22 protein-coding genes are annotated in these 20,923 nt (G+C 62.7%); 4 read left to right on the forward strand and 18 right to left on the reverse strand.

All coding sequences use genetic code 11. The features are described from left to right. Window positions 1-2: 2 nt before the first annotated feature. On the reverse strand, window positions 3-1,937 hold the full coding sequence (gene acs / locus ABEB22_RS01035) for an acetate--CoA ligase (RefSeq protein ID WP_350934649.1): 1,935 nt from the start codon (window positions 1,935-1,937) through the stop codon (window positions 3-5). Between the two features lie 508 nt (window positions 1,938-2,445). Between acs and ABEB22_RS01040 the strand changes: the two genes are divergently transcribed. Continuing rightward, a complete protein-coding gene (locus ABEB22_RS01040; RefSeq protein WP_339112163.1) occupies window positions 2,446-2,988 on the forward strand; it encodes a pyridoxamine 5'-phosphate oxidase family protein in 543 nt (180 codons plus the stop codon). Between the two features lie 33 nt (window positions 2,989-3,021). Here the strand turns inward: ABEB22_RS01040 and ABEB22_RS01045 are convergent, their stop codons facing one another. From ABEB22_RS01045 to ABEB22_RS01055, 3 genes are all read right to left on the reverse strand, one after another. After that, window positions 3,022-5,310 carry a glycosyl hydrolase family 28-related protein gene (locus tag ABEB22_RS01045; protein WP_406870648.1) on the reverse strand — a complete coding sequence of 763 codons (2,289 nt, stop codon included), beginning with the start codon at window positions 5,308-5,310 and terminating at the stop codon, window positions 3,022-3,024. Window positions 5,311-5,475: 165 nt separating this feature from the next. Further along, on the reverse strand, window positions 5,476-6,108 hold the full coding sequence (locus ABEB22_RS01050; RefSeq protein WP_406870649.1) for a hypothetical protein: 633 nt from the start codon (window positions 6,106-6,108) through the stop codon (window positions 5,476-5,478). A 114-nt stretch (window positions 6,109-6,222) separates the two neighbouring features. Further along, a complete protein-coding gene (locus tag ABEB22_RS01055) occupies window positions 6,223-7,869 on the reverse strand; it encodes a lysine--tRNA ligase (RefSeq protein WP_406870650.1) in 1,647 nt (548 codons plus the stop codon). Between the two features lie 120 nt (window positions 7,870-7,989). Here ABEB22_RS01055 and ABEB22_RS01060 point away from each other — a divergent pair, with 120 nt between their 5' ends. Next, window positions 7,990-8,418, forward strand: coding sequence for a tellurite resistance TerB family protein (locus tag ABEB22_RS01060; protein WP_406870651.1), 429 nt, complete (start codon window positions 7,990-7,992; stop codon window positions 8,416-8,418). Between the two features lie 3 nt (window positions 8,419-8,421). Here the strand turns inward: ABEB22_RS01060 and dacB are convergent, their stop codons facing one another. From dacB to ABEB22_RS01090, 6 genes are all read right to left on the reverse strand, one after another. Continuing rightward, window positions 8,422-9,852, reverse strand: a complete 1,431-nt coding sequence (gene dacB / locus ABEB22_RS01065) for a D-alanyl-D-alanine carboxypeptidase/D-alanyl-D-alanine-endopeptidase (protein ID WP_406870652.1) — start codon at window positions 9,850-9,852, stop codon at window positions 8,422-8,424. A gap of 58 nt (window positions 9,853-9,910) precedes the next feature. Continuing rightward, window positions 9,911-10,528, reverse strand: coding sequence for a nicotinate-nucleotide adenylyltransferase (locus tag ABEB22_RS01070; protein WP_406870653.1), 618 nt, complete (start codon window positions 10,526-10,528; stop codon window positions 9,911-9,913). An 86-nt stretch (window positions 10,529-10,614) separates the two neighbouring features. Next, the gene (locus ABEB22_RS01075; protein WP_339112156.1) at window positions 10,615-11,646 is read right to left on the reverse strand and encodes a GGDEF domain-containing protein; all 1,032 of its coding nucleotides are present in this window, start codon (window positions 11,644-11,646) and stop codon (window positions 10,615-10,617) included. Further along, window positions 11,643-12,266, reverse strand: a complete 624-nt coding sequence (locus tag ABEB22_RS01080) for a heme NO-binding domain-containing protein (RefSeq protein ID WP_339112155.1) — start codon at window positions 12,264-12,266, stop codon at window positions 11,643-11,645. The genes ABEB22_RS01075 and ABEB22_RS01080 overlap by 4 nt, the downstream gene beginning before the upstream one ends. Before the next feature lie 64 nt (window positions 12,267-12,330). Continuing rightward, on the reverse strand, window positions 12,331-13,050 hold the full coding sequence (locus ABEB22_RS01085; RefSeq protein WP_406870654.1) for an HAD family hydrolase: 720 nt from the start codon (window positions 13,048-13,050) through the stop codon (window positions 12,331-12,333). Between the two features lie 10 nt (window positions 13,051-13,060). Continuing rightward, window positions 13,061-13,339, reverse strand: a complete 279-nt coding sequence (locus ABEB22_RS01090) for a DUF3572 domain-containing protein (RefSeq protein ID WP_339112153.1) — start codon at window positions 13,337-13,339, stop codon at window positions 13,061-13,063. Window positions 13,340-13,432: 93 nt separating this feature from the next. On the opposite strand from ABEB22_RS01090, the gene ABEB22_RS01095 reads away from it, so the two are divergent. Continuing rightward, window positions 13,433-14,830 (forward strand): diguanylate cyclase domain-containing protein, encoded by a 1,398-nt coding sequence (locus tag ABEB22_RS01095; protein WP_339112152.1) that lies wholly within the window; start codon window positions 13,433-13,435, stop codon window positions 14,828-14,830. 96 nt (window positions 14,831-14,926) lie between these two features. Here the strand turns inward: ABEB22_RS01095 and ABEB22_RS01100 are convergent, their stop codons facing one another. The 4 genes from ABEB22_RS01100 to ABEB22_RS01115 form a co-directional block, all read right to left on the reverse strand. Then, window positions 14,927-15,400: a periplasmic heavy metal sensor gene (locus tag ABEB22_RS01100; protein ID WP_339112151.1), complete on the reverse strand. Its 474-nt coding sequence runs from the start codon at window positions 15,398-15,400 to the stop codon at window positions 14,927-14,929. After that, window positions 15,401-15,778, reverse strand: a complete 378-nt coding sequence (locus ABEB22_RS01105; RefSeq protein ID WP_339112150.1) for a hypothetical protein — start codon at window positions 15,776-15,778, stop codon at window positions 15,401-15,403. Window positions 15,779-15,841: 63 nt separating this feature from the next. Further along, entirely contained in the window at window positions 15,842-16,420 is a 579-nt protein-coding gene (locus ABEB22_RS01110) for an RNA polymerase sigma factor (protein ID WP_339112149.1), read from the reverse strand. A gap of 101 nt (window positions 16,421-16,521) precedes the next feature. Further along, window positions 16,522-17,241 (reverse strand): EF-hand domain-containing protein, encoded by a 720-nt coding sequence (locus ABEB22_RS01115; RefSeq protein ID WP_339112148.1) that lies wholly within the window; start codon window positions 17,239-17,241, stop codon window positions 16,522-16,524. A 216-nt stretch (window positions 17,242-17,457) separates the two neighbouring features. Here ABEB22_RS01115 and ABEB22_RS01120 point away from each other — a divergent pair, with 216 nt between their 5' ends. After that, window positions 17,458-18,036 carry an NUDIX hydrolase gene (locus ABEB22_RS01120; protein WP_406870655.1) on the forward strand — a complete coding sequence of 193 codons (579 nt, stop codon included), beginning with the start codon at window positions 17,458-17,460 and terminating at the stop codon, window positions 18,034-18,036. Here the strand turns inward: ABEB22_RS01120 and ABEB22_RS01125 are convergent. The 4 genes from ABEB22_RS01125 to ABEB22_RS01140 all read right to left on the reverse strand — a co-directional run bounded on the left by ABEB22_RS01125 (window position 18,033) and on the right by ABEB22_RS01140 (window position 20,903). After that, the gene (locus ABEB22_RS01125; protein ID WP_339112146.1) at window positions 18,033-18,920 is read right to left on the reverse strand and encodes an EamA/RhaT family transporter; all 888 of its coding nucleotides are present in this window, start codon (window positions 18,918-18,920) and stop codon (window positions 18,033-18,035) included. The two genes, ABEB22_RS01120 and ABEB22_RS01125, sit on opposite strands and share 4 nt — an antisense overlap. Before the next feature lie 87 nt (window positions 18,921-19,007). Further along, window positions 19,008-19,529 (reverse strand): lipocalin, encoded by a 522-nt coding sequence (locus tag ABEB22_RS01130; RefSeq protein WP_350934459.1) that lies wholly within the window; start codon window positions 19,527-19,529, stop codon window positions 19,008-19,010. Beyond that, complete coding sequence (locus ABEB22_RS01135) at window positions 19,517-19,882, reverse strand: hypothetical protein (RefSeq protein WP_339112144.1); 366 nt, start codon at window positions 19,880-19,882, stop codon at window positions 19,517-19,519. The genes ABEB22_RS01130 and ABEB22_RS01135 overlap by 13 nt, the downstream gene beginning before the upstream one ends. Then, complete coding sequence (locus ABEB22_RS01140) at window positions 19,860-20,903, reverse strand: aldo/keto reductase (RefSeq protein ID WP_339112143.1); 1,044 nt, start codon at window positions 20,901-20,903, stop codon at window positions 19,860-19,862. The genes ABEB22_RS01135 and ABEB22_RS01140 overlap by 23 nt, the downstream gene beginning before the upstream one ends. Window positions 20,904-20,923 lie beyond the last annotated feature (20 nt).

Below are 20,923 nucleotides of genomic sequence, written 5' to 3' on the forward strand. Positions count from 1 at the left end.
GCTCACCCTTTGTTTGCACGGTTGGCGATCAGATCGTCGACCACGGACGGGTCGGCCAGCGTCGAGATATCGCCCAAAGCGCCGGTATCGTTCTCGGCGATCTTGCGCAGGATACGGCGCATGATCTTGCCCGAGCGGGTCTTGGGCAGACCGGGCGCCCACTGGATGACATCGGGCTTGGCAATCGGGCCGATCTCGGTGCGCACCCAGCGCTCCAGATCCTTGCGCAGATCATCCGAAGGCTCCACATCGTTCATCAGGGTGACATAAGCGTAGATGCCCTGCCCCTTCAGCTCGTGCGGGAAGCCCACCACCGCGGCCTCGGCCACAGCCTGATGCGCCACCAGCGCCGATTCCACCTCGGCCGTGCCCATCCGGTGGCCCGAGACATTGATCACATCATCCACACGACCGGTAATCCAGTAATAGCCATCGCTGTCACGGCGGCAGCCGTCACCGGTGAAGTAATAGCCCTTATACTGGCTGAAATAGGTCTCCTGGAAGCGCTCGTGATCGCCCCAGACGGTGCGCATCTGGCCGGGCCAGCTATCGGCGATACACAGCACGCCCTCGGCCGCCGTCTCGTCCTGTTTGACCGCCGTGGTCGGGTCGAGGATCACCGGTTTCACCCCGAAGAAGGGCCGCGTGGCCGAGCCGGGCTTGGTGGGTGTGGCTCCCGGAAGCGGCGTGATCATATGGCCGCCGGTCTCGGTCTGCCACCAGGTATCCACGATCGGGCATTTGCCGCGCCCGACATATTTGTCATACCATGCCCAGGCTTCGGGGTTGATGGGCTCGCCCACCGTGCCCAGCACCTTCAGCGAGGACAGGTCGTATTTCTCCACATATTGCGGCCCCTGCCCCATCAGCGCGCGGATCGCGGTGGGCGCGGTGTAGAACTGGTTGACCTTGTGCTTCTCGCAGACCTCCCAGAACCGTCCTGCATCCGGATAGGTCGGCGTGCCCTCGAACATCAGCGTGGTCGCACCATTGGCCAGCGGACCATAGACGATATAGCTGTGGCCGGTGACCCAGCCTACATCCGCCGAGCACCAGTAGACATCGCCATCATGGTAATCGAAGACATATTCCTGCGTCATCGCGGCATAGACCAGATAGCCGCCGGTGGAATGCACCACCCCCTTCGGCTTGCCGGTCGAGCCGGAGGTATAGAGGATGAACAGCGGATCCTCGGCATTCATCGGACGCGGCGGGCATTCGGGCGAGACCTCTTCCATCATCGCCTTCACATCCACATCGCGGCCCGAGATCCAGGTGATCTGGTCGCCGGTATGTTTGATCACCAGACAGCGCACCTTGTCCGAGCAATGCAGGAGCGCCGCATCGGCATTGGATTTCAGCGGCGTGCGACGCCCGCCCCGCGGGGCGGTATCGGCGGTGATCACCAGCTTCGCGCCGCAATCATTGATCCGGTTGGCCAGCGCATCGGGGGAGAAGCCCGCAAAGACGATCGAATGGATCGCCCCGATCCGTGCACAGGCCAGCATCGCATAGGCGGCTTCGGGGATCATCGGCAGATAGATCACCACACGGTCGCCGCGCATCACCCCTTGGGACAGCAGCACATTCGCCATCCGGTTCACCTTGTCGCTGAGCTCGCGATAGGTGATGTGCTGGGCAGGATCTTTCGGGTCATCGGGCTCGAAGATGATCGCGGTCTGGTCACCACGCTTGGCCAGATGGCGGTCGACACAGTTCACCGAGGCGTTGATCACCCCGTCATGGAACCATTTGATCGAGACATTGCCGAAGGTGAAATCGGTGTCCTTCACCTTGGTATAGGGGGTGATCCAGTCCAGACGCTTCCCCTCGCGGCCCCAGAAGGCCTCCGGATTCTCCACCGACTCGCTATACATCTCGCGGTATTTCGCGGCATCCACATGCGCCGGCCCGAAATGGCTGGGCACCTCGCGCATATCCGGCGCCTCGAGCACCTGTTCCTGAGCAGCCATAAGCTTTCCTCCCTCAGCTATGTCATGCGGCCCGTCTGGACCACGCGGCGCCTCCGACCTCCATCAGAGCCGCCATTCCCCAAGGACAAGTGTAAACATGAGTTTCTATTTTTGATAACCCCCTTTTTTAGCTAGTTTTTTCTGTCAAATATTTGACGCCACAAAACCGGTATTTGTAAATTTTATCATCCTTGCCGCGAAATTCCCCGCAAGTTCCGTCTCTTGCCTGTATATCAAAATGACATATTTACCGATGCCATCGCGCGCATAGATGAGTCGTAAAAACACGTTAGGCGTGTGATGCGTGAAAGCCTGCCAGAAGTGATTCGTTTTACGGGGTCGCGCGGGCACAGCCCTGTCACCGCCCGGGCCCACCCGGTCCTGTCCCGCATTGGGGGCGCCATCACGCTCTTGCCAAGCGGGTCTCCCGCACCTACCATTTTACCCCAAGGCCTTAGCGGAGCGGATCTCGATGCCCACACCAATCGACTTGCCCAAGGACCAGATCCCCCTTTCCGGTGCCCGCCAACCCGTCGATCCGGTGCATGAGGCGGATGCGGACTCGCGCGCCCTTGCCCGCAAGCTGATCGCCCAATCGCAATTCGCCGCCATCGGCACCCTCGATCCGCAGACCGGCTTTCCCCATGTCTCGCGTATCGCCATCGGCACGGGGCCACAGGGCGGGCTCTGGTCGCTGGTCTCGGGGATTTCCGTCCATGCCCGCGCACTCGAGGCCGATCCGCGTGCCGGTATCCTGATCGGCATTCCGGGTGCCAAGGGCGATCCGCTGACCCATCCGCGCCTCAGCCTGCAGGTCGAGGCGATCCCGCTCGACCGGCTCGACCCGCGTCACCCCAGCCTTCGCGACCGCTGGCTGGCCGATCACCCCAAATCGAAACTCTATATCGATCTGGGGGATTTCCATTTTATCGAATTCCGCATCCTCGCCGCCCAGCTCAATGGCGGTTTTGCCCGCAGCTACCGGCTCACCCCCGCGGATCTCGTCGAAAACTGAAGGCCGCCTCCCGAAGGAAGCGGCCCGCCCATGTCATACCGGTGTGTCCATCCTGAGCCGCACCTGCACGCGGCCCTGTGTCGCCTGTGACCAGTTCAACCAGACCTGCTGGCTACCCGTGCCCTGCTCGACCTGCACATAGGGCATCTCTGTCACGCGGGCTGAGCTGCCATTTCGCACCATGCCCTCGGCCACCAGCCCCTCCACATTGCGCGCCCATCCGCCAAACGGCAGATAAGCCGAGGCATCGAGCACCCATGTCTGCGCCGCGGTGGACTGGTTCATCTCCAGCGTGACCGGCGAGCAGGTGAACTTGGTCACCCCGTTATACATATTGCCCTCGATCATCACATTGCGGATGCGCGAATAATCCAGGTCGGCAAAAGTCGTATCGACCTTCTCGATCTTGTCGATGGTGCCGTTGAGCGATTTGAACACATTGTTCGAGATATTCAGCCCCTGAATGAAATGACCAGTTCCGTAGGGCTTGATCGAGAACCAGGTGAACCACGCCGCCGTGTTGATGCACACACAGGTATTGCCAGTCACCGTCAGCCCGCCAAAGCTGTATTCATTTGAGAAATCCGGCGTGGCATCATGCTCGTTGGTCCATTCGATGATATTGTTGTCGATATAATTACCGGTGACCGCGGATTGCACATTGGTCTGGGTAAAGACGAGCCCCGCCACCCGCGTGGCCGAGGTCTCGTTATCGCCTTGGAACCAGTGATTGCCCACAATCAGATGCCCCGAGCCATTGAGCACAAAGGTGGTGCCGAACCGGACAAACCGGCTATCGCGGATCTTCACATCATTGGCGTTTACATTCAGCACCACGGATTTGCGGTCCTGGGCGGGGGTGGACTGCTCATCGGATAGGAACTGGCAGCCGTCGATCAGGAAATCCTGACACCCCCGCCCGATCGAGGTGAAAACCCGATCCTTGGGTCGCACCACATAGCTGTCGCGGATCTGGTTCATCTGGCCATCGGGCGCGAACATCCACGCACTTGCGAGCCCGTTACACAGGAATTCCAGATTGGCGATATTGAACCGGTCGAGCTTCTCCATCCCCGAGAAATCCAGCACATACTGGTAACGAGTAAAAGTATAGGTCCGCGTGCCCGCCCCACCGTAAAGCGGCTGGCTCAGCGTGACGGTCTGCGCACCCACATTCTTGGACCGCACATAGACCTCGCGCCCGACTCCGGTGCCGGTCACATGCGCGCCCACGGGGATATTGGCCACATTGGCAACACCGGTCAGCATGGTCGGCTGGGCGATGGCATAGGTTGCCTGCGAGGTTACCTTCACATCGTCCCACGCGGTGCCGTCAATCACATTCAGCTGCCCGTTTTGCAGCATACGGCGGTTGGAAAAGCTGGTTACATCAGGAGCATATTCCTCGATCCGCAAAGGCTTCGTGATCTCGACGCGCCGCCCCTTCAGATCGAGCACATTGTGATCCACATAGCCGAACAGCGCCTGCAGCGCCTTGCGCAGCCCCAGTTCCTCATCGCCAAAAGCCGCCGCATAAGTCGGGAAATCATAGCTCGTCATCAGCGCGAGCCGCGCCGCATCGGGCATCACCAGCGTGCCGATAAACCGCATGGGCGATTGCAGCGAAAGCGTCGAACCGATGTAGAAAATGCCCGCAGGCACCAGAATGCTGCGCCCGCCCGCATCGCTATCGGCCGCCGAGAAGGCTGCCCTGTCATCGGTCGTGCCATCGCCCACCGCGCCATAGTCGCGCACATCGACCATCCCGATCAGATCGCGGAAGAAGTAATCACTCACATCCTCGATCACCAGATCGTCGATCCGTACCACTCCGCCGGTCTGGCCCGTCAGGTCGATCCCGAAATGCCCATAGGCAGGGTCCATACCCCAGCCCATATCGACCCCCTCGCGGGTGGCCACCGACACGATCGCCCGCACCGTGACCACCTCGCCATAGGTCTCGAGCGCGGTCGCCGTGCCCACCTCGGTCAGCCCGCTCACATGGGCCGAGCCACTCATCGCATAGCCCGCAATCCGCACGCTCGGCAGATTGCCACTCACCGCTTTCACCCGTGCCGTGATCTGCAGGTAAAGACCGGGCCGGATCGGCACCTGCCCCATCCAGCGCAGCTTCTGTGTGGCCTGCGTTTTCTGCAGCTCCAGACAGCCGCCGAAATCGGCATCCGAGGGCACATAGGCCGCCGTCGCCGAACCATCATATGTCGCCGACCCGCTGGTGCCGTTCTCCGACGACCAGACATCCAGCCCTTCCGAAAATGCGGGGGGCATCAGATCCAGCCCCTCGGTTATCGCGACATTCATAGCAGCCTCCTCATGGATCATCCGGCATCACCCGCTTTGCGTGCTCCGGATCGCTCCGGCCAACGCGACTGCGTGGATCTTCTGCCGCCTGATCACAGGCTGCGCGTGAGGCATGAACATTGTCCGACGCCACCGTGCGCCCGCAACAGCGCGCGCAACGCGGTCCTAGAATGCAAATCCCAGCGAGAGGGCCATGAACGGAATGACCGGCAGATCATCAAGCTCGTCATTGATCCGCGCGCGTTCGGCCTCGACCGCCGCGCGATCCTCGGGTGACAGCCCCTCCAACCCGTCGAGCCGCAACCTGTGCGCAGCAATCTTGCCCCCCAGCTCGACCCCTGCCACCAGCCCGCCATCCGACAGGTAGCGGTAGCCCATGGACACCACCGGTGCCACATCCCGAGGCTGCATGAACTCGAAGCCGAACGGGCCGTCGACGGGGCCGCTCTCCGTCTCGATCCGCTCCAGATCGCCCGACAGATCATACCCCCCCGCCATTACCCCGCCCGAGAAATAGACCCCGTTATCCCACGGCTCATACTCCAGCATGACACCGCCCTGCACCGAGCCCAGATCGCCCCTGAACGCCGTGCCATCTTGGTTAACAGAAACGCCGCCCATCTGCGCCAGATAGAGCGGCACCCTGAGCGAGAGATTCGGCGTCAGTTCCAGCCTCGGCGCGACATAGGCCCCCAAGCTCGATACACCCGTTTCGAGAAAGAATTCACGTTCCAGATCAGTCGCGTAAGCGAAAGACGCGCTGATCATCAGAAAGGTCAGGCAAAGCGGAAGGATCATGGCAGCACCTCTGGCAGGAGATCGGCCAATTCTCGCTCATAGATCTCAACCTATGGTTAACAAAAACGCCCCGAGCCAGAGGCCCGGGGCGTTTTGCATCACCTGTCATGGCGTTCAGCCAACCAGCTCGCCCTTCAGCGCGCGCTCGATCAGCACCACCGTCTCATCGGCACCGTAAAGCGCGATGAACCCGCCAAAACGCGGACCCTGCGACTGGCCCAGAAGCACCTCGTAAAGGGCCTGGAACCACGCGCGCAGGTTGTCAAACCCGTGGTTCTTGCCGATTGCGAAGACCAGCGTCTGCAGGAAGTCGTCCGAGGTCATATCAGCTTCCGGCGCCGGCTCGTCCTTGCCATCCGCCTCGTTCTTCTTGACGATCTCGGCCACCGCACGCGCGGGATCCTTCAGGCAGGCCACCAGATCTTCCAGCGCCGCGCGCTCCTGATCGCTGGGAAGCCGGAACTCGAGCGTGGGCTTCACGAAATCGTCGAAATAGCGCAGCGCGAAGCCCGCCGCCTGATCCAGATCGGGATGGGTTTCGGGCGTTGCTTCCGGTGCATAGCGGCGGATGAAGCCCCACAGACTTTCCTTATCGGCCGCCCCTGCCACCGAAGCCAGATTGAGCAGCATAGAGAAGGGCACCACCATCTTGCTCTCCGGCGGCTGGCCGCCATGGATGTGCCAGACGGGGTTCGCCACCTGCTGCTCCAGCGTCTGCTCGGGATAGGCGCGCAGCTGCTGGTGATATTCATCCATCATCTTCGGGATGACATCGAAATGCAGCCGCTTCGCGGTCTTGGGCTTGAGGAACATGAAGTAACCCAAGCTCTCGGTCGAGGCATAGGTCAGCCATTCATCGATGGAAATACCGTTGCCCTTGGATTTCGAGATTTTCTCGCCATTGGCATCGAGGAATAGCTCATAGGTAAAATGCTCGGGCTTCTTGCCGCCGAGGATCTCGCAGATGCGGTCATAGATCGGGGTGTTGGTGGAATGGTCCTTGCCATACATCTCGAAATCGACGCCAAGCGCCGCCCAACGGGCCCCGAAATCCGGCTTCCATTGCAGCTTCACATTGCCGCCCGTCACCGGCAGCGTCCATTCACGGCCATCCTCGTCATCGAAGGTGATCGTGTAATCCGCGACATTCACCGATTTCATCGGGACATAGAGCACGCGGCCCGTCTCGGGATGGATCGGCAGGAAGATCGAATAGGTGGACGCCCGCTCGTCACGCAGCGATTTCAGCATCACCTTCATCACGGCATCATAATTCTCGACGGCGCGTTTGAGCACCTCGTCGAACTGGCCGGATTTATAGAATTCCGTCGCCGAGTAGAACTCGTAATCGAACCCGAATGTATCGAGGAAACGACGCAGCATGGCGTTGTTATGATGGCCGAAGCTCTCGAATTCCTCGAAGGGGTCGGGCACCGAGGTCAGCGGCTTTTGCGCATTCTCGTGCAGCATCTCCTGGTTCGGCACGTTCGAGGGCACCTTGCGCATACCATCCATGTCATCCGAGAAGCAGATCAGACGCGTCGGAATATCCGAGATCGCCTCGAACGCGCGACGGATCATGGTCGTGCGCGCAACCTCGCCAAAGGTGCCGATATGCGGCAGCCCCGAAGGCCCGTAGCCGGTCTCGAACAGCACCGATCCGCTGGCCGGCGGCTCTTTCTCATAGCGTTTGAGGATATTGCGCGCTTCCTCAAAGGGCCATGCTTTGGACTTCATTGCGGCGTCGCGCAGAGTGCTCATGCTATACCTCGACAGAGTGGAAATGGGCGAAAACCCGCCCCGTTGCCCTTCCCCTATTGAACGCGGGCAGGGTCGTCAATAACTCAGCAGGTATAACCCTGTTGCAAAGGACCAAAGACAATGCCGGATGCCCTTCCCCCGCTTTCGCCGCAAGATGCCCTTGTGGCGGTCATGGTGGCGGTTTCCGCCTCCGATGAAGAGATCCGCACCTCGGAACTGCTCGCCATCGAGCGGATCGTGAACAACCTGCCCGCCTTTGGCGGCTATGACGCGGACCGTATCGGCACGATCGCCCGCACGGTCTATGCGCTGTTCGAGGAAGAGGACGGGCTGGAGGCGCTGTTCGGCCTTGTGCGCGAGGCGCTGCCCGACGCCGCATTCGAGACCGCCTATGCGCTGGCCTGCGATGTGGCCGCAGCCGATGGCACGCTCAACCAGCCCGAACTGCGGATGCTGGAGGAGACCCGCATCGAGCTGGGCCTCGACCGGCTGCATGCGGCGGCCATCGAACGCGGTGCCCGCGCCCGTCACATGCCCCTGCCCGCCTGACGCTCAGCCGTAAACGGCACCCCAGCGCATAAGTAGCTGCGATTGCAGGATCTTTGAGCGCTTGACCCATTGCACGGAACCGGCAGGGCGATCCTCGTCCTGGGTCCGGCGGCGGCGGTCCACGTCGCCGGTCAGGATCGAGAAGACCAGTTCGCGCCCGTTGGGGGCCGTCATATAGCCCGTCAGCGTGGAGACGAAATTCAGCGTGCCGGTCTTGGCATCCACCCGGAACGGCTGGCTGGCATAGGTCTTGCCCGAAGCATCGCGCATCTTGAACGGCTTCACCAGATTGCGCAGCCCCACCGGCTGACCTGCGGCCATCACCCGCACCATGTCGAGGGGCGTGACCCGCGAATTGCCGCCCAGCCCCGAATGATCGACCAGATCGATGGCCTGCGTGCCCGCGCGTGCGGCAATCCATTGGCTCATCGACGCACCCGACCGCCCGACCGAGGCCGGAAGCCCGCGCACGGTCGAAGAAGTCATACCCACAGCCTCCGCCGTGAGATTGGTCGAATATTTCAGCATATCCTCCAGAATATCGGGCAGGCGATGCGAGGCATGGGTCACCAGAACCGTGCCTGCAGGCTGCGATCTGGCCTCTTCGGCTGCGGGCAGCGGACAGCCCTGAGACCGTGCCAGCGTCTGGAACACATCGCCCGCATAGGCCACCGGATGGCGCACGGGCAACCAGCGCGAGCCCGAGCGCCCCAGCGCCGAGGCCGCAACCGACCATTGCTCCTTGCCACCCCGATCCGAATAGGAAAACAGCGGTGCCTGCCGCGCGGCGACCGTCATCGAGGCGGTATAGGCGCGGGGTTTATACGCATCGCCCGGCGCATCCATCGTCACCTGATAGCCGTTGCCCGCCCGCTTCCACGCGAAATAGACACGGTTGAAGTTGAGGATCAGGCCCGACACGGCGGGGTTGTAGCTCACATAGACCGGCTGGTCGCGCGCGATCTCCTCGGCATAGGGAATCGCCCCGCCCCAGACCAGAAAGCGCCCAGTGATCCCGCGCACGCCGATGCGCGACAGTTCCGCCGCCATCGCCCCCAGATCATCGGTGGACAATGTCGGATCGGCCCCGCCCGAAAGCACCAGATCGCCCTGGATGACCCCGCCCACAACCGGACCCGTCGCGATCAGACGCGTGCCGAAGCGGTAATCGGTGCCAAGGGTTTCAAGGGCATAGAGGGTGGTGACCGTCTTGGCGGTGGAGGCGGGAGGCATATGCAGATCGGGGTGACGCTGCTCCAGCACCTGCCCGCTGCGCGCATCCATAACCACAAATCCCACATCGCCGCCAAGCTGGGCGGCCTGCACATAGGCCTCGGAGGACGACACCTGCGCCTGAGCGATAGAGGGTGGCGCCGCTAGCCCCAAGCCTGTCGCTGCCAAACCCGTGACGAAACCGCGCCGAGATACCTGCATAATGCCTAACTGCCCTTTCGTGGAATGGCCACAAGGGTAGCGCGGGCTGGGCTATGGTTCAAGCGCCGCGCGCGGGACTTTTCCACTCGCCTGCGGCACGGATACGGGTCGAGGATTCCGCCGACATCGGCATATTGATGAAGCACCATTGGGGTGCGCCACTCCCGGCCAGCTCGCGCGAACGCCACCCCGGCAGCTTCGCATTGGCAAAAACCCGCGCAGCCTTGGAATAGCGCGCCCGCATCAACAGGCCCGGGCGCGCCAGCACCCCGACCGGCATCCGGTGGAAGATATCGCGCCAGTGATCCCAGCGGTCGATCTGGATCAGGTTATCCGCGCCCATCAGCCACACGAAATTCACGCCGCGATAATGCGATTGCAGCGCATTCAACGTATCGGCGGTGAAATGTGTCCCCAAACGCTGTTCGAGATCGGTGATCTTTACGCGCGGGTCGGGCATGACCTCGCGGGCCCGCGCCATCCGGTCGGCAAGCGCCGCCGGTCCCTGCGGCTTCAACGGATTGCCCGGACTGACCAGCCACCAGACCTCATCCAGCGCGAACCGGCGTAGCGCGATCCGGCTGATATGCGCATGGCCGGCATGAGCCGGATCGAAAGACCCGCCCAACAAACCGATACGCATGCCCGGACGGGCTATGGGAAAATTCTGGCTCATGCGCGAAGACCTAGCCAAAGCGCATGGGGTTGGAAAGCCCTAATGCGACAAATTGCCACCCGCGGGCATGCAAATCGGCAGTGTTCTCAGAGGGCAAGCCCCATGCCCGGCGTCGAGAGAGTGCAGCGTGCACGCCCCTCGCGCTTGGATTTGTAAAGGGCCGCATCCGCATCCGCCATCATCTCCTCGGCCAGCGGGTCGGCGTAATCCTTCGACATGGCCACACCGATGGAGCCCGAGATGCGGCATTCATGCCCCTCGAAGGGGATCGGCACCTCGAGCCGCGCGATGATGCGCTCGCCCATATGCTGCAGACGGCTGGGCTCCAGCGAATCCCGCAGAAGCATTACGAATTCATCGCCCCCCACGCGCGAGACGACATCCATCTCGCGGGTCTCCTCGCGCAGGATCTTGGCAACCTCGGCCAGCACATGATCGCCCGCCGCATGACCCAGAGTATCATTGACCGCCTTGAAATGATCGAGATCGAGTTGCGCCAGCGCAAATGGTGCGCCGCCGCGGCGCGATGCCTCGAGTGTAGCCTCCAGCGCGATATCGAAGGCGCGTCGGTTGGACAGCCCTGTCAGCGGATCGGTGCGCGCGGCATCCTCGGCCGAACGGCGCGCCCGCTCCAACCGGCTGTTCAGCGCGCGCAGCTCTCCCAGCACGGCAGTTTTAGCCTCCTGCAGATAGAGAAGCTCCATCGTCAGGTCGGAGGTAGTGAAATCAGCCTCGGTCAGGCGGAAGGCGCGGATGGCCTTGTTAAGATGGACCCCGAAGGTGAGGTTGAGCATCAGCCCCTCCTCGACCAGTGGCACGGCCACACCGCGCAGCGACACGTCGGGCCAGCTACGCGGTGTCAGATGCAGCCGGTGCGAGGGCGACAGATCGAACGCCGCCTGCCGCATCCGTCCCCGCCCCATCTGGAAGCAATCGGTCACCGAATGACCGATGGCCGATGGCCCGCCCACAACTTTCGAGAGCGTCGGGCCCATCCCGAGGATCGTCCCTTCGGCATCGAGCCAGAGGAACATCGGCATCAGCTCCCCCAGCGCCTTGATCGAAAGGCGCGGCAGAGAGGGTTTGCGCGCGGTATCACTGGAATTTACCAACATCATGACTGACCTATCGCCAGATCGAAACTGCGTCCTTCGGCAAAGCTTTCCTCGAGCAGGGTTACCAGAACCGATTCCCGTAGCAAACCTTCGGCCCGGATCTCCTCGTCCGTCAGGGCTTCCGGATCGTGCTCCTGATCAAGATATTCGATAAAGGCCAGCGCGCCGTAATCATCGGCCATCGCCCGCACGAGACCGGTAATCGCCGCGCCCCAGCCCAGAACCGGACTGTGCACACGCAGCCGGTAGACACCGGATTGCTCGAGAGAGCAGGTGATCTCGGGCATCTCCAGATCGGGGAGCGCCATCTGGGCGCGCCCCTGCAACTCGCTGAGAGAGGACAGGAATTCCCGGTAGTTCGGGCCACTGAACCGCAGAAGTCTGCGCACAGGCTCGATCATGGCGACATAAGCACCGAGATCCTCGAGAAAAACGAGGGGCGGCTTGTTCAGCCGTGCGGAGGCTGCGGCCAGAAGCGCATCGGTATGCGCATTGTCATAGGTCAACATCGCCTCGTAACCCTCGGGGGAAATCCCCAGATCGGAGGCAACATCAAGCCAGACCGACGGACCATAATTTCCCGTCAGAAACGTCTGGATAGAGGTGTTTATAAGACCATGCATGATAATCGGACCCGTATTGAACGTAATCTCCGTCCAGCATTAGGCTCCGACTGTTAAAATACCCTCAACCCGTCACAGGACACAGATCACAATCCTGCCGTGCAAGCCATTGCGGCAGCTCGCCAATGTCACCGAGCACCGCGCGGGCATGGGGCGCAAGATCCTCCGCACTTGCAGGGCCTGTCAGGACCCCGACCGGCACCATCCCCGCCGCCTTCGCCGCCTGCAGGTCATGCAGGCTGTCACCCAGCATCACGCAATGCGCAGGCGCCACCCCGAGCCTGTGCGCTAGCGCCAGAAGCGGAGCCGGATCGGGCTTGGCCCCGTGCCCGCTATCCGCCCCGAAGACACAGTCAAAATAGTCGAGCGCCGCCTCGCGGGTCAGGTGCACCTTGGCCGAGGCCTCGGAATCATTGGTCATGACCCCCAGCTTCAGCCCCATCCCGCGCAATTGCGGCAAGAGCACATCCAGCGGGGCTGCGGCCACCTGCGGCGCCTCCTGCGCCATCAGATGCATCTCCCGCGCCAGATCGGAGGCCGTGCGTTTCGGCAGATGGGCCAGCATCGCCTCTACGATCTCGTCCATCGTTCCGGCAATGGCCACGGAGGTAGGGCGGAAGCGCGATGCCGCCAGATCATAATCGATCGCCCCTGCCAGATCGGCCCTGAGGACCGTATCCCCCGCCGAAAGATGGTCCAGAAGCCGCGCGGCCCAGACCCCCCATGTGGCGTGGAAGTCGAACAGCGTGCCGTCCTTGTCAAATAGCAGGGCCTTGATATCCATACTGTCTCCCTCAGGTCCAGTGCATCTGGTCGCCGCCGCCCAATACGGCCCGCGCCATCACCAGCTCCTCCGGACGGTGCCCCATATCCTGCGCGCAGCCAAGAACCCATTCATCCTGCGTCAGGATAAAATCGAGGATCGCGGTCTGGAAACCTGCATCCTGCGCGATGGTGCGGATCTGGCTGGCATCAGCGCCGCTGACATTGAGAAAGGCCTCAAGCAGACTTTCCTGCCCCGCAAGCCACCCCAAAGCGCCGAGCGCGATTTCTTCGGCATATTCTTGCCGCATTCCGGCCCCCTTTCCGACAAGTCGAAACATTTTATTAACCTAATCCCAAGCAATATGCACAAGAGAATTAACGCCGAGGGAGAACAAGGCGTCATGGCAGGCAAGATCCTCATTGCAGACCAGATCGCGACCCATCGCATCATGCTCAAGGCAAAGCTTTCGGGTGCACGCTACGATGTCGCACTGGCCAGTGACGGGCGGGGCGCGCTGGAATGCGCGATCCGTGAGCGGCCCGAACTGATCCTCATCGATCAGGCGCTGCCCGATATGACCGGCGTCGATCTGTGTCGCCGGATAAAGACCGACCCTCTTCTGAGCGAAATACCGGTGATCTTCCTGCATCAGGCGCAGGACATCGCCCAACGTCTGGCGGCGCTGCGGGCGGGCGCGGATGTGTGCCTGTCCAAACCCTATGACGAGATCCTGCTTCTGGCGCGGCTGCGCAGCCTGCTGCGGGCGCGCTCGACCGATGCCGAGATGCGCCTGCGCGAGAGCACCTTCCGCGATTTGGGCTTTGCCGAGGGGCCGACCACCTTTGCCGCCCCCTCGCGGATCGGGCTGATCGCGCCCACCCGTGCACAGGCATCGGTGTGGAAACAGGCGCTGGGACGGCATCTTCCGGCGAATTACCTCACAGTGCTGGACCGCTCGGAGGCATTGAGCCTTGCGACCGAGGCGCAATCGCCTTTCGATGCGCTGATCATCTCGGCCGACCTGTCGCGCCGCGACGAGGGGCTGCGGCTGATGGCGGAGCTGCGCGCCCGGGCGGGCTCGAAAGCGGCCGTGATCTGCATCGCCGCCGAGGATGCCGCGCGCGAGACGGCCGTAATGGCGCTGGATCTGGGGGCGGATGACGTGCTGCCTGCAGACATGAGTGCACGCGAGACCACCGAGGACATCACCCTGCGCCTGCGCCGCCATCTGGCGCGCAAACGCCGCCTCGACCAGAGCCGCAAGAACCTGACCGAGGGGCTCCGTCTGGCGACGATCGATCCGCTGACCGGCCTCTATAACCGTCGCTATGCCATGCCCCAGCTCGAACGCATCGCCGAGCATGCCCGCCGCAGCTCCAAGGAATTTGCGGTGATGTTGCTGGATCTCGACCGGTTCAAGAAGATCAACGACACCTATGGCCATGCGGTGGGCGATATGGTGCTGACCGAGGTCGCACGCCGCCTGAGCACCGTGCTGGGCGGCAATGACCTCCTGGCGCGTATCGGCGGCGAGGAGTTTCTGATAGCCCTCCCCGACTGTCCTGCCCGCGAGGCGCGTCTGGCCGCGGATCTGCTGTGCCGCGTCATCAACGAACGCCCGTTCCAGCGCGCCGATGGCAGCGCGTTGCATGTGACCATTTCCATCGGTCTGGTGCTGGGGGACAACCGTCTGCACTCGATCGACCATCTGGTCGAGGCGGCCGATCAGGCGATGATGATGTCCAAACATAACGGCCGCAATCAGGTCCAGGTCTATCACTGCCCCTCGGCCGCCTGATCCTCGCGAAAGGATATCGACAGAAAAACCGCCTGCCGTGACACACGGACAGGCGGTTTATCGTTCTGACGTCGTATGATGACACGCGTCCCGCGGTTATTGCGGCGGCGGGGGCGGCGGGCCGTCATTCTCGCGCACACGTTTGACAAAGGCATCGCGTGCCTCGGGCGTCAGCGTGCCCAGCCATTCCACCATCAGATCCTCACCCAGCTGAATCCGCGAGACGATCTGCATACGATGCGCGCTCAGCGCCGCCCGCACCGCATTCTCATCGAACGGTTCCGCGGCCACTTGGGTCAGGATCTCGTCGAGCCAGCGCTCCATATCCTGCGGCATGGCGGCCAGACCTACGCCCTCTTTCTCGGCCATGGAGGTCAGCGTCTTGCGATCCGCCTCCGTCAGACCACGGTCGAAGGGACCGAGCCCCACCTGCGGCGGCGGGGGCGGCGGCATGTGGCGCGGCGCGAAGAACCCTCCGATAAAGACCCCTGCCACCAATAGATTGAGCGTCAGCGAGGCAACAAGCCCCCAACGGGTCTTGCGACCGCTTCCGCTACGCGCCTGCGTCATTCAGTTCACTCCCGAAAGGCTTATGCCATAGCCGGAGACCGAGAACAGATCCCCCGTCGGCAGGAGTTCGATGGTAGTGGCCTGCGCGCTCGACACGGCGCCATTGCCCCAAAACGCGAGCGGGTTGCCGCTACTGAAGCCGATTGCCACACCGGTGCAGGCCGCAGCCACCATGCCGCCCATGGGTAGCCAGTTGCGTGCGAGATCCTGCATGAACCCGCCCAGACGCGTCATCACGCCCGCCTTGCGCGGGACGCCGAAGCCCTGCTGGACCTCCAGCGCATCGCCCATGATCCGCGCCAGAAAATCGGGCGAGGCCTCGGGCGCATGATCGCGCGCTGCCTGCCAGAACGGCTCGAGTTTTTGTTCGTCCACCATGGTCACACCCTCCATAACGGCCCGCTTCCTGCCCTGCACCCTACACCAGAACAGACGGGTTTGCTAATCCTTGCCATAGCCGAGGCTGTCCTTGCGCTGGCCCAGCAAAGTGGCCAGAGCGCGTTTGCCGCGTGCTGTCAGGCTTTCTACGGCCTCCACGCCGGTTTCCATCGCTTCCGCGATCTCCGGATTCGACAATCCTTCGATATGGCGCAAAATAACAGCCTGTTTCTGGCGTTCGGGCAGCTGGTCGAGCGCCCATTCGAGCGCCTGCGCCCGCTGCGCCTCAAGCATCTGCTCGTCGACGGAAGGCCGGCCATCCTCGGGTTCGCCCGCCTCGTCGAGCGACGCCGTGCGTCGTTTGCGCAGACGGTCGGTCGCTAGATTGGAGGTCACGCGATAAAGCCATGTCGAAACTTTGGCCTCGCCTTCGCGCCATTCGGGTGCCACTTTCCACAGCCGGAGCATGGCTTCCTGTGCCACATCCTCGGCTTCGGTCTCGTCGCGCAACATCCGGCAGGCAAGGCGGAAGCTCAATGGCGCAAGGCGCACTGTCAGCGCTTGCGCTGCAGCACGGTCACCCCGGCCATAAGCCAGAAGCAAAGCCTCGTCGGACTTGTCTGCTTCCATATCGAATGCCATTCCTTTCACCCTTCCCCTAGCAGATACGGCATCTTACGCAAGGCGGGTCGGCAAAAGACCGGCCCGCATGAGCGCGCCGGTCAATCCTGTCTCGCAGGGCCTTAGTTGGCCTCGGTCTCGGGTGCATCGCCTGCGGGCGGCATCGGCGGACGGCCATCCATATCGCCTTTCGGGCCACGGTCACCTTTGGGCCCGTGATCTTTAAACCCCTGATCGCCGCCTTTGCCCATACGCGGGCCATGATCGCCACCCGGACCGCGCTTGCCGTCATGCTGTCCGCGCATCTCGGCGCGACGCTCCTGCATCATCTTCTGTGCTGCTTCCAGCTCGGAAGCCTCGAGCTTGCCGTCACCATTGGTATCGGCCTTCTCGAAGAAGCGCAGACCCGGCTCGGGCTTCTGGGCCAGTTCTGCCGCGCTCAGCTTGCCGTCGCCATCGGCATCCATCATCTCGAAGCGCTCTTTCACATGCTTCTCGATGCGGGCCTGCGCATCAGCCATCTCGGCGGCGACCATCTCTTCCTCGGAGATGAAGCCATCGCCATTGGCGTCAAGCTTCTTGGCCTTATCGACGCGGGGGGCCTGCATCTCTTCCAGCGTGATGACGCCATCCTTATTGGTGTCAAAGCGCGAGAAATCCATTACCGGACCGCCTTTGGGACCTTTGCCCATCGGACCTTCCGCACGGACCTGCTGGCTCTGGGCGGGTTTGGTCTGCGCGGATTGGGTCTGGGCGTCCTGCGCGATGGCGGCACCCGCCACGGCAAGACCGCTGGTTGCCAGAAGAACTGCACCGATGGATTTCTTGAACGTCGTTTTCATCTCGAACTCCTCACCGATCCTGTTACGGACCTATCTCGTTCTACGGGCGCAAGCTGCCTTTCCGTTGCAGATCCGGCGCCGTATGATTGCGTTTCCAACTCTTCCGAAGGTCCTTCATGTCCTTCGACAAGACCTGTTCTGACGCCCGATCCTGAAGTGAGCCTGAAGCCAGCTTAAGCTTCGATCACATTGCCATCACGAGAAGCGGAGATCCGCATGCAGACGCCCCCCATCCATGATGCCTGTTCGATTATCCTGTGGAAGAAAACCGCGCGCGGGAGTGCCGTGCTGATGGGCCAGCGAGGCGCGGGGGCGAGCTTCATGCCCCATAAATTCGTCTTTCCCGGCGGGAGGTTGGATGACACGGATCATGACGCCCCCTTCCAGTCACTCGATGCGCAATGCCAGCGCAGGCTCGGGCCGCAGGCAGGGGCGCTGATCCGCTGCGGGCTGCGCGAGCTGACCGAGGAAACGGGGCTGGAGCTGGATCGCGCGCAGGATCTGCGATTCGTCTTCCGTGCGATCACCCCGCCCCGACGCTCCAGACGCTTCGATGCGCGGTTCCTGATGGGACCGGCCTCGGCGTTGAGGCAGACAGCTCAGCCCCTGCCGCCCGATGGGGAGCTGTCGCATCTGACATGGGTGCCGCTGGCCGAGGCGCGCCGCCTTGACCTGCCGTTTGTCACCGAGTTGGTTCTGGCCGAGGTCGCAGCCCTTCTCACAGGCACGCCGCAGGACGGCGTGCCGTTTTTCGAGACGCGCGGGCCGCGGGCGCGGTTCGAGCGGATCCTCTAGGCGGCCATCACCACCGCCAGCACCGAGACCAGCACAAGGGCGATGCCCACCATCTCGCGCCGGTGCAGGCGTTCGTGGAAGATCAGGATCGAGGCGCCCAGCGTGAAGACCATCTCCACCTGCCCCAGCGCCCGCACATAGGCGGCATTCTGGAGGGCAAAGGCCATGAACCAGCCCGCAGAGCCCGCAGCCCCGAGAATACCGACCCAGATCGTGCGCGACCATGCGCCCATCACACGGGTCAGCTCGCCCTTCTCGCGCAGGCGCAGGTAAAGCCCCATGCCAAGCGTCTGCGCCGTGGTCACACAGGCCAGCGTCGCCAAGGCGCGGTCAAAGAAGGCGAAGGGCATGAGTTCCAGCGTGGCGCCGCGATAGGCGATGGCCGACAGGCCGAAGAGCCCGCCCGCGATGATGCCGTAGAATGCGGGCTTTCCTGCCGCGCCCCCTTGCGGCGGGCGAGAGAGGCACAGCACCCCTACAAGCCCCAGCACGATCCCCGCCCAGCCCAGCGGCGCCACATGATCGCCCAGAAACACCAGCGACATCAGCGCGACCTGCACCACCTCGGTCTTGGTGAAGGCCACCCCCACCGCGAAATTGCGCAGCTGGAACAGCCGCACCAGCAGCAGCGTGGCGGATGCCTGCGCCGCCCCGCCGATGATGACATAGGCCCAGAACACCCCGCCCATCTTGGAAAACAGATCCAGCGGGGCCGCCATCTGCGGCACAAGCGCCAGCGTGCCCGCGATCGCCAGAGGCGCGCCGAAGACAAAGCGGGAAAATGTGGCGCCACCTGCCGATAGCCCCGAACCCGCCAGCTTTTTCTGGAGCACGAACCGGCCCGTTTGCAGGGCTGCGGCCAGAAGGGTCAGGAGGATCCACATATGCGTAACTTTCCGATTTGCATAAAGAAAAATAGCCCGCGCAGGGACCCCGCGCAGGCTGGTGGTTACGATCCCGCGAAAACGGGATCAGTTGGTGATAAGGTTGAGGTGGTAGCCGTTGAACGCCATGACTTCACGCGCCGCCGTCATCAGGTCCGAACGCGGCCCGACCGAGGGGCGCACCATGATCTGGCCCCAGCGCCCCGAGGGCGTGCCCAGCGCGACGATCCGGTAATCCTGATCGACCCACAGCACCCAGACCGGCTCGCGGCCATAGCTGTCGGTGGTGGTGATCCGCCCGCCCGGACCGGTGACAAAGGCATTGCCGTGCAGAACGCGCGGCGCTTTGCCATCGGTGCAATCGGTGCCCGACAGACGGTAGCTATCCTTGCCGAACGGGGCCCAGACCTGTTTCGCACCCGCGCAATTGGGCGTGTTCGAGGCCATGACCAGCCATTCCCCGCCAAAACGTTTGGGGTCAAACAGCGAGGCCGAGGAGATGCCCGATTTCGGGTCGCGCACCAGAGGCTCGGGCGCGTGACCGCATCCGGCCAGCGCCAGAGCGGCGAGACCGCCCGCAAGAACCAGTTTCCGGCCTATCCCAGACATTGAGTGACACTCATCCCGTTTTCGGTGCGGATGTCGTTGCAGCCCATCAGGGGCTTCAACGGCGCACAGGTGTTCGACCGGGCGAGACATTCGCCCTCGCAATCGGACGCCTTGGAACAGGACTTACCCGCATCTTTCGGCGTCGTCACGCAAATTGCGCCATCGGAACGCTGTTTCCACACACCGCCACGCTTTGTGCAGGCTTCCTGCAACAGGGTGGCGCGGGCCTTGCCAACGGCGGGGAGCGGCTCTGCCGCAGACCTGCCCGGTTTCGGCAGGTCGAACTGGCAGGAGGCGGCACCCAGGAGCGCCACCCCCAGAAGGAGCACCTTAATAGGGCATCGGGTAATCATGATGCACCTTGGCAATCGCCGCCTTCACCTCATCCGAAAGCACCATTCCCGCCGCGTCGATCGATTTTTCGATTTGCGCAACCGAGCGTCCACCGATGATCGGCAGGCAGGGGAAGGGACGGTCGAGCGTGAAAGCAATCGCCATGGTGATCGGGTCAAGCCCGTGATCGCGGGCGATCTTCACATACATGTCGGCGATATCGAAAGCGCGCGGATTGGCACGCCCGCCCAGATCGCCATTGACCGACATGCGCGAGCCCGCAGGCACAGCGCCTTTGGAATACTGGCCGGAAAGAGCCCCTGCCGCGAGCGGCGAATAGGCCAGAAGGGTCACATCCTCATGCACGCCCAGTTCGGCCAGATCGAGGTCGTAATAGCGGCACATGAGCGAATATTCGTTCTGGATCGAGGCGACACGCGGACCGTGACCCGCCTCGGCCAGCTCGAGGAACTGCGCGGTGCCCCATGCGCTCTCGTTGGACAGGCCGAAGGCGCGCAGCTTGCCTTCCTTCACCAGCGCATCAAGGGTCTCGAGGCATTCGACCATATTGGCGCGGATCGCGTCTTTGGAAGGCTGCTTGTCGGGAGCGAAACTCCATGTCTTGCGGAAGTGGTAGCTGCCGCGATTGGGCCAGTGGAACTGGTAGAGGTCGATATAGTCGGTCTGCAGGCGGCGCAGGCTGTCCTCGACGCAGCCACGGATGGACTTGGCGTTGATCTCCTCGCCATCACGCACCGCACCGCCCTCGCCCGCGATCTTGGTGGCCAGCACCAGATCATCGCGCTTGCCACGTTTGGCCAGCCAGTTCCCGATGATCTCCTCGGTGCGGCCTGCGGTTTCCTTTTTCACGGGATTGACCGGATACATCTCGGCGGTGTCGATGAAATCCACGCCGCGATCGAGGGCGTAATCCAGCTGGGCGTGGCCATTCTCCTCGCTGTCTTGCGAGCCCCAAGTCATGGAGCCGAGGCAGATTTCGGTGACCTCGATATCGGTCCGGCCGAGTTTCACTTTCCGCATGGTGGTTTGTCCTTGTTCTT

The sequence above is a fragment of the Thioclava sp. 'Guangxiensis' genome, assembly GCF_045348365.1.
GTDB lineage: Bacteria > Pseudomonadota > Alphaproteobacteria > Rhodobacterales > Rhodobacteraceae > Thioclava > Thioclava kandeliae.

Excerpts from the sequence above, each read along its gene's own strand:
- acs (WP_350934649.1), bottom strand. The coding sequence starts at position 1,937 with ATGCGCGAGGTGCCCAGCCATTTCGGGCCGGCGCATGTGGATGCCGCG.
- ABEB22_RS01040 (WP_339112163.1), top strand. The coding sequence starts at position 2,446 with ATGCCCACACCAATCGACTTGCCCAAGGACCAGATCCCCCTTTCCGGT.
- ABEB22_RS01045 (WP_406870648.1), bottom strand. The coding sequence starts at position 5,310 with ATGAATGTCGCGATAACCGAGGGGCTGGATCTGATGCCCCCCGCATTT.
- ABEB22_RS01050 (WP_406870649.1), bottom strand. The coding sequence starts at position 6,108 with ATGATCCTTCCGCTTTGCCTGACCTTTCTGATGATCAGCGCGTCTTTC.
- ABEB22_RS01055 (WP_406870650.1), bottom strand. The coding sequence starts at position 7,869 with ATGAGCACTCTGCGCGACGCCGCAATGAAGTCCAAAGCATGGCCCTTT.
- ABEB22_RS01060 (WP_406870651.1), top strand. The coding sequence starts at position 7,990 with ATGCCGGATGCCCTTCCCCCGCTTTCGCCGCAAGATGCCCTTGTGGCG.
- dacB (WP_406870652.1), bottom strand. The coding sequence starts at position 9,852 with ATGCAGGTATCTCGGCGCGGTTTCGTCACGGGTTTGGCAGCGACAGGC.
- ABEB22_RS01070 (WP_406870653.1), bottom strand. The coding sequence starts at position 10,528 with ATGAGCCAGAATTTTCCCATAGCCCGTCCGGGCATGCGTATCGGTTTG.
- ABEB22_RS01075 (WP_339112156.1), bottom strand. The coding sequence starts at position 11,646 with ATGATGTTGGTAAATTCCAGTGATACCGCGCGCAAACCCTCTCTGCCG.
- ABEB22_RS01080 (WP_339112155.1), bottom strand. The coding sequence starts at position 12,266 with ATGCATGGTCTTATAAACACCTCTATCCAGACGTTTCTGACGGGAAAT.
- ABEB22_RS01085 (WP_406870654.1), bottom strand. The coding sequence starts at position 13,050 with ATGGATATCAAGGCCCTGCTATTTGACAAGGACGGCACGCTGTTCGAC.
- ABEB22_RS01090 (WP_339112153.1), bottom strand. The coding sequence starts at position 13,339 with ATGCGGCAAGAATATGCCGAAGAAATCGCGCTCGGCGCTTTGGGGTGG.
- ABEB22_RS01095 (WP_339112152.1), top strand. The coding sequence starts at position 13,433 with ATGGCAGGCAAGATCCTCATTGCAGACCAGATCGCGACCCATCGCATC.
- ABEB22_RS01100 (WP_339112151.1), bottom strand. The coding sequence starts at position 15,400 with ATGACGCAGGCGCGTAGCGGAAGCGGTCGCAAGACCCGTTGGGGGCTT.
- ABEB22_RS01105 (WP_339112150.1), bottom strand. The coding sequence starts at position 15,778 with ATGGTGGACGAACAAAAACTCGAGCCGTTCTGGCAGGCAGCGCGCGAT.
- ABEB22_RS01110 (WP_339112149.1), bottom strand. The coding sequence starts at position 16,420 with ATGGCATTCGATATGGAAGCAGACAAGTCCGACGAGGCTTTGCTTCTG.
- ABEB22_RS01115 (WP_339112148.1), bottom strand. The coding sequence starts at position 17,241 with ATGAAAACGACGTTCAAGAAATCCATCGGTGCAGTTCTTCTGGCAACC.
- ABEB22_RS01120 (WP_406870655.1), top strand. The coding sequence starts at position 17,458 with ATGCAGACGCCCCCCATCCATGATGCCTGTTCGATTATCCTGTGGAAG.
- ABEB22_RS01125 (WP_339112146.1), bottom strand. The coding sequence starts at position 18,920 with ATGTGGATCCTCCTGACCCTTCTGGCCGCAGCCCTGCAAACGGGCCGG.
- ABEB22_RS01130 (WP_350934459.1), bottom strand. The coding sequence starts at position 19,529 with ATGTCTGGGATAGGCCGGAAACTGGTTCTTGCGGGCGGTCTCGCCGCT.
- ABEB22_RS01135 (WP_339112144.1), bottom strand. The coding sequence starts at position 19,882 with ATGATTACCCGATGCCCTATTAAGGTGCTCCTTCTGGGGGTGGCGCTC.
- ABEB22_RS01140 (WP_339112143.1), bottom strand. The coding sequence starts at position 20,903 with ATGCGGAAAGTGAAACTCGGCCGGACCGATATCGAGGTCACCGAAATC.